The sequence below is a fragment of the Campylobacter concisus genome (assembly GCF_003048405.1).
Lineage (GTDB): Bacteria > Campylobacterota > Campylobacteria > Campylobacterales > Campylobacteraceae > Campylobacter_A > Campylobacter_A concisus_Q.
The window spans coordinates 124,276-138,675 of the sequence record NZ_PIQS01000001.1; the positions used below are offsets into that span (position 1 = coordinate 124,276).

Here is a 14,400-nt window from a genome sequence, read left to right on the forward strand (position 1 = left end):
TATGTAGAACTTTGTAACGTTTTACTCAGATATTTAAACATCTAAACTCTTTTAATCTTAGATACCGTAAATAAAAATATGATAAGTCCGCTTGCGGCAAAAAAACTACCGACATTGCCGATATTTTGTTCGCCTAAATGAACTATCGTCTGATGCCCTATTAGCGCTCCTGCTCCGATGCCTATGTTATAAATAGCCGAAAATATCGCCATTGCAGCATCAGTTGCATTTGAGGCAAGATTTAGCACTTTTATTTGAAAACTCATATTTACACCAGCTATGCCAAGCCCCCAAACAAAGGCCAAGATTAGCATTAAAACTTCATTTTTAGCAATAAAATTTAACAAAAGCAAGCAACATAAAATAAGCATGATAGAAATTGCAGAAAATGCATTTGGAATGAGCTTATAAAATTTAGAGAAAAGCAGGCTTGCAACTACACCAGCAACACCAAATATAAGCAAGAATATTGTGATAAATTTTCCATCAAAGCCACTGATATCTTTTGCAAATGGCTCAATGTAGCTATAGGTGCTAAAATGCGCACTTATAATAATTGCAGTTAGTAAAAATACGACCATTAAAAGGCCATTTCTTGCAAGCTCTGGCAAGCTTTTAAGCGAGCCTGAGTTTTTGCTTGGCAAAAGTGGTAAAATTTTATATAGCCAAGCTCCAACACCAACAGCAAAAATTCCGATCAGTCCAAATGTCACACGCCAACCAAGTGCGTCACCTAAAATTCTTCCAAGTGGCAGACCAAGTATCATCGCTAGCGATGTGCCAAGAGCTAGCAATCCAAGAGCTTGCGAGCTTTTATTTATCGGAGCTAGTCTAACAGCAAGTGAAGCAGTGATAGCCCAAAAAATAGCATGAGCAATAGCTATCATCAGCCGAGCAATAATTAAAATTTTAAAATTCCAAGCAAAGGCACAAAGCGTATGAGCTACAACAAATACGATAAAAACTTTTAAAAGAAGAGATCTTCGTTCTAAATTTGCAGTCAAAAGCATAAGCGGTAAAGAGAGTATAGTGACACTCCACGCATAAATCGTAATGATAAGACCGGTATCAGCCGTGCTCATATCAAAATCTTTTGCAATATCACTTAAAAGTGGCACTGGGACAAACTCGGTAGTGTTAAATATAAAAGCACAAAAAGCAAGAGCTATAACCCTTAAATAGGCTACCCTATGAACACTTATCAAATTTTATCCTTAATTTTATTTTTTCATTACGGTAATGGAATTTTGCTTAAAGTTAGTAATTTAAAAGGCAAAATTCTCAGAATTTATTAATGACATAGATTAATAGTAGATTTTGGAAACTATCTCTATAATAAAAGATTTTTAAAAATCGTAAGAAAATTTAAGGCGGAAAAATGGCTAAAATAATGAAAACTATGGACGGAAACGAGGCTGCGGCGCACGCGGCTTATGCATTTACGGAGGTTGCGGGCATCTACCCGATCACTCCTAGCTCGCCGATGGCTGATTACACCGATATGTGGGCGGCTCAGGGCAAGAAAAATTTATTCGGCATGCCGGTTAAAGTCGTCGAAATGCAAAGCGAGGGCGGAGCTGCGGGCACCGTGCACGGCTCGCTGCAAGTAGGCGCCCTAACTACGACATACACGGCTTCTCAAGGTCTACTTCTAAAAATCCCAAATATGTACAAAATCGCAGGCCAGCTGCTGCCGGGCGTCATCCACGTTAGCGCGCGCTCCATCGCGGCCCAGGCGCTTTCAATCTTTGGCGATCATCAGGATATTTATGCCTGTCGCCAAACGGGATTTGCAATGCTGGCAAGCGGCTCCGTGCAAGAGGTCATGGATATCGCCGGCGTCGCGCATCTAGCGGCGATCAAGGGTCGCGTGCCGTTTTTGCACTTTTTCGACGGATTTCGCACGAGCCACGAAATACAAAAGGTCGAGGTGCTTGACTACGCGCACTTTGATAGACTTCTTGACCGCGAGGCGCTACAAAAATTTAGAGACGAGGCGCTAAGTCCAGAAAACCCGAAAACTCGCGGCACGGCTCAAAACGACGACATCTACTTCCAGACGCGCGAGCTAGCTAACCGCTACTACGACGCGGTGCCTGATATCGTGGCCGAGTATCTAAAAGAAATTTCAAAAATCACGGGACGCGATTATAAGCCGTTTAATTATTACGGCGATCCGCACGCTACGCGCATCGTAGTTGCGATGGGTTCGGTAACGCAGACGCTCGAAGAGGTCGTCGATCACCTACGCGCAAAGGACGAAAAAGTAGGCGTGCTAAAGGTACATCTATACCGTCCGTTTAGCCTAAAATACCTCTTTGACGTGATGCCTGAGACGGTAGAAAAGATCGCCGTACTAGACCGCACCAAAGAGCCTGGAAGCCTCGGCGAGCCGCTATATCTGGACGTCAAGGCTGCGTTTTACGGACGCAAAAATCAGCCCGTGATAGTAGGCGGCCGCTACGGTCTGAGCTCAAAAGACGTCGATCCTGCGCAAATGCTGGCGGTTTTTGAGAATTTAAATTTAATTGAACCCAAAAACGGCTTTACCGTCGGTATCGAGGACGACGTGACCTTCACCTCGCTAAAAGTCGGCGAGAAAATTTCGCTAAGCGACGCAAGCGTGAAAGAGTGCCTATTTTACGGCCTTGGCGCGGACGGTACCGTGGGAGCCAATAAAAACTCCATCAAAATCATCGGCGATAAAACCGAGCTCTATGCGCAGGCGTATTTTGCCTACGACAGCAAAAAATCAGGCGGCTATACGCGCTCGCATCTGCGTTTCGGCAAAAACCCTATCCGCTCGACCTACCTCGTCTCAAATCCTCACTTCGTAGCCTGCTCGGTTGCGGCGTATCTTGAAATTTACGATGTTATAGACGGTATCCGCGAGGGTGGGACATTCCTGCTAAACTCGATCTGGGACGCCGAGCAGACGGTCGCTAAACTGCCGAATAAAGTAAAGAAAATTTTAGCCGAGAAAAGAGTAAATTTCTACATCATCAACGCCACCAAGCTAGCTCGCGAGATCGGGCTAAAAAACCGCACGAATACCATCATGCAGTCGGCGTTTTTTAAGCTTGCGGACATCATCCCGTTTGCCGACGCGCAAAAATACATGAAAGAGTACGCGCACAAAGCCTACGCCAAAAAAGGCGAAGCGATCGTAGAGATGAACTACAAGGCCATCGACATGGGCGCGGACGGGCTAGTTAAGGTCGAGGTTGATCCTAGCTGGGCAAATTTGACGGATGAAGCGAACGCGGAGGAAAAATACGTCGGCGACGAATTTATAGAAAAAATCGTTAAGCCTATCAACGCCGCTAGGGGCGATAGCTTGCCCGTTTCGGCGTTTGTGGGCTTTGAGGACGGACACTTTAAATCAGGCACGACGCAATACGAAAAACGCGGCATCGGCGTGATGGTGCCGAAGTGGATCGAGGGCAACTGTATCCAGTGTAATCAGTGCGCCTTCGTCTGCCCGCATGCGGTGATCCGCCCGTTTCTCATCGACGAAAACGAGCTCGCCGCCGCGCCGCAAACCGTGCAAGATCACGTCCTAGACGCCAAAGGCAAAGAGGTAAAAGGGCTAAAATACAAAATCCAAGTAAGCCCGCTTGACTGCACGGGCTGCGAGCTGTGCGCTCAAATTTGCCCGAGCAAGGAAAAATCGCTCGTCATGGTGCCGCTAGCCGAGGAGATGGAGCGACACGAGCAGGAAAACGCTGATTATTTATTTAAAAAAGTAACCTACAAAGACGACCTGATGAGCAAAGATAGCGTCAAGGGCGTGGGATTTGCGCAGCCGCTATTTGAGTTTCACGGCGCATGCCCGGGATGCGGCGAGACGCCTTATATCGGACTTGTTACGAGACTGTTCGGCGACCGCATGATAGTGGCAAACGCCACCGGATGTAGCTCGATCTACGGCGGTAGCGCGCCTTCGACGCCTTATACGACGAACAAAGAGGGCAAAGGCGTAGCGTGGGCGAATTCGCTGTTTGAGGATAATGCGGAGTTTGGTATGGGCATGAATGTCGCAGTAGAGACGCTGCGCCACCGTATAGAAGACGTAATGCTACGCACCAAAGATACCGCGCCAAACGCCTTAGCCGCGCTATACTCCGACTGGATCGCGTATAAAAACGACGGCGAGAAGACGACGCAAATAGCTAAAATTTTGACCCCTGTTTTGGAGCAAAATTTAAGCGTTCCCGGTGTAAAAGAAATTTTAGAACTAAAAAGATATCTCGTCAAAAAATCCCAGTGGATCATCGGCGGCGACGGCTGGGCGTACGACATCGGCTTTGGCGGGCTTGACCACGTGCTAGCTAGCGGCGAGAACGTAAACGTGCTCGTGCTAGATACCGAAGTCTACTCAAACACCGGCGGCCAAAGCTCAAAATCAAGCCGCGCTGGCTCGATAGCGCAGTTTACCGCTAGCGGCAAGCCGATGCAAAAAAAAGATCTAGGCTACATCGCAATGACCTACGGAAACATCTTCGTCGCGCAGATCAACTCAAACGCGAGCCAAGCAAACACGATAAAAGCCATCGCCGCAGCCGAAGCATACGATGGACCTAGCCTCGTGATTGCGTATTCGCCGTGCATCGCGCACGGTATAAAAGGCGGTATGGCCTACTCCGGCGATCAAGGCGAGCTAGCGACGAAATGCGGCTACTGGCCGACCTACGTCTACGATCCGCGCCTAATCAAAGAGGGCAAAAATCCGCTCAAAATGACCTCAAAAGAGCCTGATTGGTCGCTTTACGAGGAGTTTTTGCTAAACGAAGTTCGCTACAACTCGCTCAAAAAGACGAATCCGCAGCACGCAGACGAGCTGTTGGCTAAAAACAAGGCCGACGCGCAAAGACGCTACCGCCAGCTAAAACGCCTAAGTTTGGCTGACTTTAGCGACGAGATCGAGTCTAGCGCACCTGAGAGCGCCGAGGATACCTCTGCCGGCACCGCAGCCGAGTAAAGCGCAAATTTCTCTCGCTCAAATTTGACGGGCGAGGGAAAATATCTGTAAATTTAGCCGCTCGTTCGGGCGGTTAAATTTGCTTCCAAATTTGAAAATATCAAATTTAACGCGGCAAATTTAAAAGGCGCAAAATGAGCCAAACCCATCCTTTTAAACCGATTTTTGATAAAAACTCTAAAATTTTAATCCTCGGCTCCTTCCCTTCCGTGGTTTCTCGCAAGCTCGGATTTTACTACGCAAATCCGCAAAATCGCTTTTGGCGGGTGCTGGCTGAGATTTTAAATGCTCCGCTGCCAGGAAGCACGGATGAAAAGATAAATTTCCTACTCGCCAGCCGCATCGCCATCTACGATGCCGCGATCTCGTGCGAGATAAAGGGCTCGAGCGATGCTAAAATGACCGCCGTTGAGCCTGCAAATTTGGAGCCGATTTTTAGCGGAGCGTGCATAGCGCAAGTTTACGCAAACGGCGGCAAAGCGCACGAAATCTGCGAAAAATATCTAAAAACTCAAGTTTTAAACGCAACGGGCAAACCGCCCCTCAAGCTACCCTCGACTAGCTCGGCAAACGCAAATTTTAGCTTTGAAAGGCTCGTGCAAGAGTGGACGGTCGTCGCGGAGGCGCTAAAAGACGGCTAAATTTTATCTATCTAAATTTAGCTAATTTACTTATCTGTTATCACAAGTGGCAAAATCTAAAATAAAGGTGCCTCCAAAATTTTAAGAAGCGAGCAAATTTAAAAAGGTTTGTTCGCTTTATTGCCAAAAATAGCGGCATAAACCGCTAGCTAGGTACTAAAGAATTTCTACGTGCAGTTTTTGTAAGCGAGTAAACAACAAGTAGCATAATGAAGCTATAGAGCAAGTTTGCACTTTTTTGCATTGATTGCATTATTTCATCGTATTTTAGAGCATTTAGAGCCTTTGCATACGGCTTTTTGGTTATCTCTTGTTTTTTACTATTAGGGTTGCTATATGCGGTTTCATCGGTATTTTGGGCACATTTGTTTTTGGAGTTGATTAATAGCGTTTTTTCGCACTCTAACTCTTCTAAAATCATTTTTCTATTTTTGACTATAAAATCTAGTTTGTTGTCTTTTTTGGCGTTAGTAAGATTTGCATCTAGCAGCATATCGTCTAGGCCGTTTTCATTATATCTTGCGGCGTATTCTTTAAATTTGCTTTGAGCCGCTTGTTCTGACGTAAATACACCTATAAACGGCGCTATCAAAAATGGTTTGCTCAAAAATATAACTATGCAAATCAAGTAAGTCAAAATTTTTGCAAGTCTAAACTTGTGTAAATAAAAAAAATATATAGTATAGTACCAGATACAAAAGTATAAAATCGATAGTAAAAATAGGATAATATTAGCTTATACCGTAAAAGACGCATATGAGGGTTGCTATCACTGCTACCGCACTTTGTTTAATGTCAAGATTCATATATACTATTAATCCGGCTATATAACATAGTATTATAGAAAATACTAGCGCTTTGGGATTGGCGATTATCGTTTCCAATAAAAAAATATCAAAAATATAAAAACATAGCCCATATGCTGCGATAGTTAAAACCATAAAATTTATAATTCGTAGTAAATTCGTATGATGGTCGCTGATATTTCTATATAATTTTAGCGTTATCAAATCTAACAAAATCTCGATACGATTTTTATCTTTAGGTGAGCCTTTTGTTTCATCGGCAGGTTTCACTTCTTTACTTTTTTCACTATTTTTATCCTTTGTGTTTTCAAGGGTAAATTCTAATTCTAGCTCTTTGCAATATAGTTCTAGGCGGTGAAACAAGCTTGCATCTAGCGCATTGCCTTTGTTGTTTAAGTTGTATTTCATAAGCCTAAAACCATCTCTAAAATCATTTGTTCTTTTTATATTATCGATGCTTTTATCGCATTTGATTTGAGTCTCGATAAGCTCTTTAAGCTCTTTGTAAGTAAAATCCGTTTTTGCATTTACGAAATTTAAAGCGCCGTTGAAAATAATTGATGAGAAATTAACCGGTTTTTTAAAAGTTACGCTATAAAAGCAAGCGACTTTTTTAAAATCAGCCTCGTGAAAATCGGCAAAATCCTCAAAAACTCTATTATTAAAATAAGCATTATCGTGAAAAGTTGCATTATTAAAATCTACATCTTTTCCAAAAGTAAGATTTTTATCCGTCTTGAAGTCTGTTTTACCTTTAATTTCGGTATTTTCAAAGATTGCCGTGCCTTTAAAATCTACATTAAAAAACCGTGCTTCATCGGCGAAAATAGCAGAGCTAAAGTCTGCATCTGCCTTAAAAACGGCATTTGTAAAATATGCTTTTTCGTTGAATATCGCATTTGAAAAGTCGGCTTTATTTTCAAAATTTGTTTCAGTTAGTATCGCTCTGTTAAATTTAGTTCCGCGAAATTGCGCCTTTCCTTTAAATTTTGCTTTATCTAAATTTACTACATCATTAAATTTTGCTTCTGTGAAAATTAAGTTACTTTCAAAACAAGCTTCTTTGAAAAGCATTTCGCAGTTGATTATGCTCCTATGAAAACTTAGCTTTTGGTTAAATGTGGCATTGGTAAAATTTATATTTATCCCGTCAAACTGTTTTGCGTATAAATTAAGCTCGCAATAAAATTCGGTGTGTGAGAAATCTAGAACACTAAATTTCCCTATATCCATAGTAAATTTTTGCTTAAAATGGGCGGCTTCAAATTTTACCTCTCCCAACTCATTTTTTGTATCTAATTTAAAAGATTTATTAAAGATACTACTTGCAAAGGATATATCTTGTCCAGAGTTTTGAGATATAAAATCACCGTTAAATGTACATGAATGAAAATGTGCACGACCTTCTACGTAAACTTCTTTTGTAAATTCGCATCCGCTAAACGTGTTGTCTTTAGTGATATTATGTAAAAATACTTCATTTTCAAATTTACAAGAGCTGATGTTAGGAAGCCTGGAATTTACAATTATTACCTTCCGTTTAATCCCATTTAAATCTTCTATGGGTTTTGGATTATTTACGATATCACAAAATAAAAGAACAATATTAAATTCGTCACTTTGCAGATATTTTTCTAAATTTACATGGTTGATGGAGTCTGAATTTTGGTCTAAGTAAAAACCTTTAAAAAAGAAAAAAACTTGTCCATATTGCGTGCATTTTTCAATAAGACAATCTTCACTGTTTTGCCCTGACGCATACAAAGCATCTATATTGCCATTGAGAATCCCAATCTCCTGAAACCTCTCAAGTTCTTTTTGCTCGATTTCTTCTCTTGGCTCTTGCAAAATTTTATCTATATCTAAACCCATTTTTAAACCTCGCTATCATGCACATGCTAAAAATTTACGTTATGCGAAATACTATCAAAAACCAACTTGTAAATTAATTATAAATAAATAAAAACAAACAACGGATTTTAGCCTCATCTTCACCTTAAATTTAGTTTCAAATTTTAAAATTACCAAAATCAAACAAAGCAGGGAAAACCGTGAAAATCCTAAAATTTCTATTTTTGCTTCCGTTTCTAGCGATCGGTGCGCAAGCTCTAGAGCCAAAAGTCGTAATGAAGCCCGAAGCGAGCCTAAAAAACGGGCTTTACTACGTAAAAGGTAAGCCCTACGACGGCACGCTTAAGATGCTTCGATACAGCGTAGAGGACCTATATGACGTAAATGCGATGGGCATGGTCTATCCGAGGCTAAAACCGCTACCGCCCACGCTTATACGCGAGATAGACGTGCAGGGCGGCACGGCGGTGCGATATAGAGACTATTTTGACGGCAGAGACAAGCCCTCAAACGAATACCAGCTAAAAAACGGCGTCCGCGAGGGCACGGCTAAGCACTACCATGCAGATAGCGGCGCGCTAATGGGCGAGAGCGAATACAAAAATGACGTCCGCGATGGGCGCTACCGCCGCTACTACTTTGACGAGGGCGGCGCGTTAAAGCAGGAGGGCTTTTTCAAGGCGGACAAGCGAGAGGGCGTTTTCACCGACTATTACGTTAGCGGCGAGGTTAGCGCGCGCAGCCCGTACGCGGGCGGGCTACGAAACGGCGAGGACGTAGACTACTACAAAAGCGGCAAAATCCGCGGCAAGCGAACGTATAAGAACGACAAGCGAGAGGGCGCAGAGACGTGGTACTACGAAAGCGGCGCCGTGGAGGAGACGGGCGAATATAAAAATGACCGCAAAAACGGCGTTTGGAAGCGATTTTACGAAAACGGCAAAACGCGCGTGGTAGAAAATTATAAAGACGGCGAAAAGGACGGCGTCGCGCGCGAATACTACGGGGGCGGCAAGCTCAGAGGCGAATACGAGTATAAAGACGGCCGCCAAACGGGTGTGGGGCTGGACTACTACGAGAGCGGGGCGCTGGCTGCAAAGGTAATGTTTAAAAACGGGCGCTATCACGGACTGTACGAGGAGTATCACGAAAACAGCAAGCTAAAAGCCAAAGTGATATTTGAGGACGGGCTGGAGGTCGGCGAGGCGCACCACTACTACGCAAACGGCAAACTCGAAGCCGAGGGGGAGTTTGAGCGCGGTAGGCTCGTGCGTGCCAAAAAATACGACGAAGCAGGTAAGCTAATCAGCGACAAGTCCGATAAAAATGGACTGCCGAGGGAGTAAATACTAAAATAAGTTGCTACTGGCATCATTTGAATTTTTACCAAACCAAATATTTACGTCCTTTTGTATTTTACATATTTTAATTAGCTTTAAATCACACTACAATAGTCGTACCTAACATTAAAATTTTTATATTTACCTTTTACATCTTAGTCATAAAAGTAGCAATCTAATCTATAAAATTAATAATATTTTTATAAATAAAAGCGAAATTTCAATATAACAAGTAGTATAATTGCAAGCATATAAATATTATTTTTTATATTTTAAGCGTATTTTTGATTTTTGTATTCTGGTTTTTAAATATCTTAATAAGGAGCAAAAATGCATACTCTTGGTCTAATCATAGCCTTACTTACGCTTTTTGTTGTAGGCTGGGCGATTTTAAAAGGCAAATACGCCACTTTCGTGCTTTTACTCTCTGGCGTTATCATGCTTGTCTCTTCGGTCATTCTTGATACGGGAAAATTTTTACCAGAAAAGGTAAATAGCACTGGAAATTCCTTACTGGATGTAGTTGAGTTTATCCGCTATATGCTCTCAAATAATTTTTCGCAACTTGGACTTTTGATCATGTTAATGGTCGGTTTTGCAAGTTATATGACTCATATCGGAGCAAATCAAGCCTTTGTAGGCATCGCCACAAAAAGGTTTAAAGCCATAAAAAGCCCATATTTTATGATATTCATAGCTTTTTGCGTAGCAAAACTTATAAGCATGGTAATAACCAGTGCGGTTGGACTTGGCGTGCTTTGTCTTGCACTTCTTGGACCAGTTCTTATATCACTAGGACTAAATAAACTAAGCGTTGGTAGTATTTGTGCGATGAGTGGAGCTAGCTCAATGGTGCTTCTTGGCTCATCGACAGCTGCTGCTGCAAAAGCAACTGAACTTGAGGTGCTTGATTATGTTTTTATCTATAAAATTCCAGCGGCTCTTCCAACTGTACTCGTGATCGGCATTGCATTAGTTCTTTGGAATAGATACTTAGACAAAAAAGAAGGTTGGGTTTGTAGTGAGCATATAGGAGAGAGCATTAGTTTTGACGATAAGGTAGATGTTCCAAAAGAGCAAGCACCTATGATCTATGCTCTTTTACCATTTTTACCGATGATTTTAGTAGTAGTTTTTTCGCCATATTGCTTAAAAACTATAAAACTAAACATATCAAGCGTCATAATCCTTTCTATGATAATTGCTATGGTTTTTGAAGCATTTAGGCATAAATTTAGCTTTGAAAAGCTTGGCGAAGGGCTAAAAGTATTTTTTAATGCCATGGCAAAAAGCTTAAGCGGTGTTGTTATGCTAGTTGTGGCAGCTGGTATATTTGCTGAAGGCTTTAAAGCTCTTGGTATGCTTGATGCTATTGTAAATTTGGCAAAAAGCATAGGTTTTGGAGGGCTTGGCATGTCTATACTTTTTGTATTTATAACAACCATTGTTACAATCATAGCTGGCTCAAATGGTGCAAGCTTTTATCCACTTTTAAACATGGTACCAAATATAGCTAAGAGCTTAAATATCAACTCTGTTATGCTAGTGCTTCCTATGCATCAAGCCTCCACAATAGCTAGACCACTTTCACCTGTCTCTGGCGTAGTGGTAGCCATTTCAGGTATGCTTCACATTAGCCCGCTCTCGCTCATTAAAAGATGTAGCGTGCCAGCTATTTTAGGTCTTATAAGCCACCATATATTTGTATTTTTACTATCATTTTAAGGAGAAAATATGAGATGGAGCTTTGATGATTCTTATGTAGATTTTGATAGCGAAATTTTTACCTCATCGTTTGAAAATCTAAAAGCACAAAATGAAAATTTGGTTAAATTTTTAAACAATAGCGAGCTTACCAAAGCTATCATCTCATACGAAGAAGCATACAAAGAAGCAGCTAGCCTACTCGCATTTTGTCGTTGTAAAAGTAGCGATAATACAAAAGATGAGCTAGCTAGTAAATTTGAGCTAAAAATAAAAGAGCAAAAAGCTAAACTTGATACGGCAAAGGAGATACTTTTTGATAAATTTGATAGCCTAAAAAGTGATGATAAAATTTTTCAAAGCACTCAATTTAAACATATAAAATTTCTATATTTAGAACATAAAAATAGCAAGAGCAAAATACGAAAAAAGAGTGAAAGATATTTTTTTGCAAATTTAGCGCTCACAAATTTTTTTCCACTTTTTGCAAATTTTAGACATCTAAATAATTTAATAAATATCTCTGCTACCAATAAAAATGCAAATACACAAAGCTATAATCTTGCAAAATGTATGGGTATATTAAAAGGATCAGATGATGAAATTTTACGCAAAAATGTGTTTGATGCTCTGAGTTCTCACTATGATAAATTTTCCGATCTTTATCTTGATATCTTAAATATGCTTCATGGATTTAGACTGGCTAAATTTAAGGCAGCAAAAGTTGATTTTTTAACTCCAAGCCTTGAAGAAAATAAAATGAGCCTTGACACTTTAAACGCCATGCAAGAAGCCATTAGCAAAAGAGTTGAAAAAATAAGAGAATGCGTAAGAGTAAGAGCTAGTTTTTTAGGTGGCAAAAGTATGAGAAGTTGCGATCTTTTGGCACCTTATCCACTTAGCAAGCACAGTGAAATTTCTCATGACGAGGCTATTAAAATCATCAAAAAAGCATTAAAACCACTGGGTGAAGATAGTTTTATCAAGCTTATGATAGACAAACACTGGATAGAAAGCGATGTACGAGAAAATAAAGCTGGCGGAGCATTTTTTGTGAGTTTGCCAAAATTTAAGCAACCAAGAATTTTTACCACCTACATGAATACTCTTTCACACTTAATCCAGCAAGCTCATGAGCTTGGGCATGCTTGGCACTACTACTTGATGCGTGATCTTCCAGTTTTAAGTGCAAATTTTCCAATGAGCTTAGCCGAGAGTGCGAGTACATTTAATGAAACTCTTTTACGAAATGAACTAAAAAAAGATGACTCACTTAGGGTAGAAATTTTATGGCAGGAGCTAAAAAGCGCTGCAAATTTTTTACTTCATATAAGCGTTAGATACGAGTTTGAGACTGGTTTTATAAAGCTGCGACAAAAAGGTCAAGTCAGCAAAAAAGACGCAAGCGATCTTTTAAAACAAGCTTGGGATAAATTTTATAAAGATAGCACGAGCGATGTTGAAGAATTTTTGCCATATTTTAAACCACATTTTTATAAAACAGATAATTATATCTACAACTACCCTTATAGTGTCGGCTATTTGCTATCACAATTCTTTCTAAGTGAGTTTAAAAAAGACGAAGTAAAATTTTGCAAAATTTATAAACAATTTTTAATAGAGTGTGGCACAAAAAGCGTGGAAGAGCTAATGAAAAAACACTTTAAAAAAGATACGACAAAGTGTGAATTTTGGCTGATTGGCATAGATGAAGCACTAAAAAATTTAGATGAGTTTAAAAAGGTAGTGGCTGTATAAATTCACTAGTTATCTTAAACGTTTTATTTTTTTTGGAGAAATTTTATAAATTTTTGATGGAGCATCTTCGAAAAAATGATCATCTACTATTTCATCAGCCACGCTCATAGCCCAAGCTTCATTAAAATTTTGCCCATTTTTGTTCGCACTGCTTGAATAAAGCCAGTCAAATTTAGCTAAAAATTTTTCGTGCTCGCACTCTTTTACGACTCTAATAGCCTTTAAATTTGGATACAAAAATGTGGCTTTTCTTGAATGGCGTATAAAATTTTTATATTTTTTTGGCACTCTAACAAGCTCATTTAAAACGCTAAATTTTGCCGTCGTGATAAGGCAAGGTTTATTCTCATCACGCATTTTGGCCTTATTTATCTCTTTATAATCTTTACTCAAAAAGCCAGCTGTCGTATCGGTTTGTGCTAGAAATATCATAATTTTTCTCTTTTTGATAGTAAAAATATACAAGAGATTATTAGAGCAAATCCTAAAAAATCCCAAAATACAAATTTTGTCCCAAGCCAAAAGTAGCCAAAAAATGCTGCACTTAGTGGTTCTATGCAGGCTAATAAACTAGCTTTTGCTGCGCCTATGAGCTTAACACCTATCATATAAAAGCTAAATGCAAAAATGGTGCCAAGCGTAATAACAGCAATAAATGCAAGCCATTGATTTATACCATTAAGCCCAGCAAAATCCCAAACTCTCATATAGCAAGCAAGCACTATTCCGCCCATAACCATGCCCCAGCCAAGCGTGAGAGTGACTGAATATTTAGCATTTAGCCTTGCTGGAGCAAGATTATAAACACAAACACAAATGGCACTCACCAAGCACCAGAACAAGGCCTTTGGCGAGATTACAAGAGATGAAATTTGAGCATGTGTGCTTAGGAAAAATACGCCAAGCATAGCTAAAAATAGAGCTAAAATTTCAAGTTTTCTTGGGGTGCGTTTTTCTTTTATGCAAATGACCATTAAAATTAAAGCAGGAGCAGTGTATTGAATAACAGTCGCAACTGCGGCATTTGAAAGCTCAATGGAGTAAAAATAAGCGTACTGCGTCATCATAAGCCCAAGCAGAGCATAGACTAAAAACTCGCCAAGGAGCTTTATATCTTTAATCGGAGCAAAAACGGTACTTGGTTCTTTAAAAGCATAAAAAATCACAATAACAATGCCAGCTAACATCAGTCTATATGGCACCAAAAAATCAGAATTTATACCAAGTGAAAATAGATACTGCCCACAACCCCCACTAAATCCCCAAAGGATACCGCCAACTAAAGTAAGGAGTATCCCAAGACGATGAGTATTCATTAA

At 40.4% G+C, this 14,400-nt stretch carries 10 protein-coding genes; 5 read left to right on the forward strand and 5 right to left on the reverse strand.

Annotation, left to right across the window (positions count from 1 at the left end; all coding sequences use genetic code 11):
* Nucleotides 1-41: 41 nt before the first annotated feature.
* On the reverse strand, nt 42-1,205 hold the full coding sequence (locus tag CVT18_RS00660; RefSeq protein ID WP_103629301.1) for a sugar transporter: 1,164 nt from the start codon (nt 1,203-1,205) through the stop codon (nt 42-44).
* 173 nt (nt 1,206-1,378) lie between these two features.
* On the opposite strand from CVT18_RS00660, the gene nifJ reads away from it, so the two are divergent.
* Both nifJ and CVT18_RS00670 read left to right on the forward strand, forming a co-directional pair.
* The gene (gene nifJ / locus CVT18_RS00665; protein ID WP_103629300.1) at nt 1,379-4,981 is read left to right on the forward strand and encodes a pyruvate:ferredoxin (flavodoxin) oxidoreductase; all 3,603 of its coding nucleotides are present in this window, start codon (nt 1,379-1,381) and stop codon (nt 4,979-4,981) included.
* 134 nt (nt 4,982-5,115) lie between these two features.
* On the forward strand, nt 5,116-5,622 hold the full coding sequence (locus CVT18_RS00670) for a DNA-deoxyinosine glycosylase (RefSeq protein WP_107824086.1): 507 nt from the start codon (nt 5,116-5,118) through the stop codon (nt 5,620-5,622).
* A gap of 145 nt (nt 5,623-5,767) precedes the next feature.
* On the opposite strand, the gene CVT18_RS00675 is transcribed toward CVT18_RS00670, so the two are convergent.
* On the reverse strand, nt 5,768-6,229 hold the full coding sequence (locus CVT18_RS00675) for a hypothetical protein (RefSeq protein WP_107824088.1): 462 nt from the start codon (nt 6,227-6,229) through the stop codon (nt 5,768-5,770).
* A gap of 124 nt (nt 6,230-6,353) precedes the next feature.
* On the reverse strand, nt 6,354-8,300 hold the full coding sequence (locus CVT18_RS00680) for a pentapeptide repeat-containing protein (RefSeq protein WP_107824089.1): 1,947 nt from the start codon (nt 8,298-8,300) through the stop codon (nt 6,354-6,356).
* A 179-nt stretch (nt 8,301-8,479) separates the two neighbouring features.
* Here CVT18_RS00680 and CVT18_RS00685 point away from each other — a divergent pair, with 179 nt between their 5' ends.
* The 3 genes from CVT18_RS00685 to CVT18_RS00695 all read left to right on the forward strand — a co-directional run bounded on the left by CVT18_RS00685 (nt 8,480) and on the right by CVT18_RS00695 (nt 13,081).
* Nucleotides 8,480-9,625: a toxin-antitoxin system YwqK family antitoxin gene (locus CVT18_RS00685; RefSeq protein ID WP_107824090.1), complete on the forward strand. Its 1,146-nt coding sequence runs from the start codon at nt 8,480-8,482 to the stop codon at nt 9,623-9,625.
* A 324-nt stretch (nt 9,626-9,949) separates the two neighbouring features.
* Complete coding sequence (gene dcuC / locus CVT18_RS00690) at nt 9,950-11,344, forward strand: C4-dicarboxylate transporter DcuC (RefSeq protein WP_107824091.1); 1,395 nt, start codon at nt 9,950-9,952, stop codon at nt 11,342-11,344.
* A gap of 9 nt (nt 11,345-11,353) precedes the next feature.
* Nucleotides 11,354-13,081: a peptidase M3 gene (locus tag CVT18_RS00695; protein ID WP_107824092.1), complete on the forward strand. Its 1,728-nt coding sequence runs from the start codon at nt 11,354-11,356 to the stop codon at nt 13,079-13,081.
* Nucleotides 13,082-13,090: 9 nt separating this feature from the next.
* Here the strand turns inward: CVT18_RS00695 and CVT18_RS00700 are convergent, their stop codons facing one another.
* Nucleotides 13,091-13,513 carry a Sua5 YciO YrdC YwlC family protein gene (locus tag CVT18_RS00700; RefSeq protein WP_107824093.1) on the reverse strand — a complete coding sequence of 141 codons (423 nt, stop codon included), beginning with the start codon at nt 13,511-13,513 and terminating at the stop codon, nt 13,091-13,093.
* The gene (locus CVT18_RS00705) at nt 13,510-14,397 is read right to left on the reverse strand and encodes a DMT family transporter (protein ID WP_107824094.1); all 888 of its coding nucleotides are present in this window, start codon (nt 14,395-14,397) and stop codon (nt 13,510-13,512) included. Before CVT18_RS00705 ends, CVT18_RS00700 begins: the two co-directional genes overlap by 4 nt.
* Nucleotides 14,398-14,400: the final 3 nt, after the last annotated feature.

Bases quoted from the DNA above. Each gene is read 5' to 3' on its own strand.
- nifJ (WP_103629300.1), top strand. From the start codon at position 1,379: ATGGCTAAAATAATGAAAACTATGGACGGAAACGAGGCTGCGGCGCAC.
- CVT18_RS00670 (WP_107824086.1), top strand. From the start codon at position 5,116: ATGAGCCAAACCCATCCTTTTAAACCGATTTTTGATAAAAACTCTAAA.
- CVT18_RS00680 (WP_107824089.1), bottom strand. From the start codon at position 8,300: ATGGGTTTAGATATAGATAAAATTTTGCAAGAGCCAAGAGAAGAAATC.
- dcuC (WP_107824091.1), top strand. From the start codon at position 9,950: ATGCATACTCTTGGTCTAATCATAGCCTTACTTACGCTTTTTGTTGTA.
- CVT18_RS00695 (WP_107824092.1), top strand. From the start codon at position 11,354: ATGAGATGGAGCTTTGATGATTCTTATGTAGATTTTGATAGCGAAATT.
- CVT18_RS00700 (WP_107824093.1), bottom strand. From the start codon at position 13,513: ATGATATTTCTAGCACAAACCGATACGACAGCTGGCTTTTTGAGTAAA.
- CVT18_RS00705 (WP_107824094.1), bottom strand. From the start codon at position 14,397: ATGAATACTCATCGTCTTGGGATACTCCTTACTTTAGTTGGCGGTATC.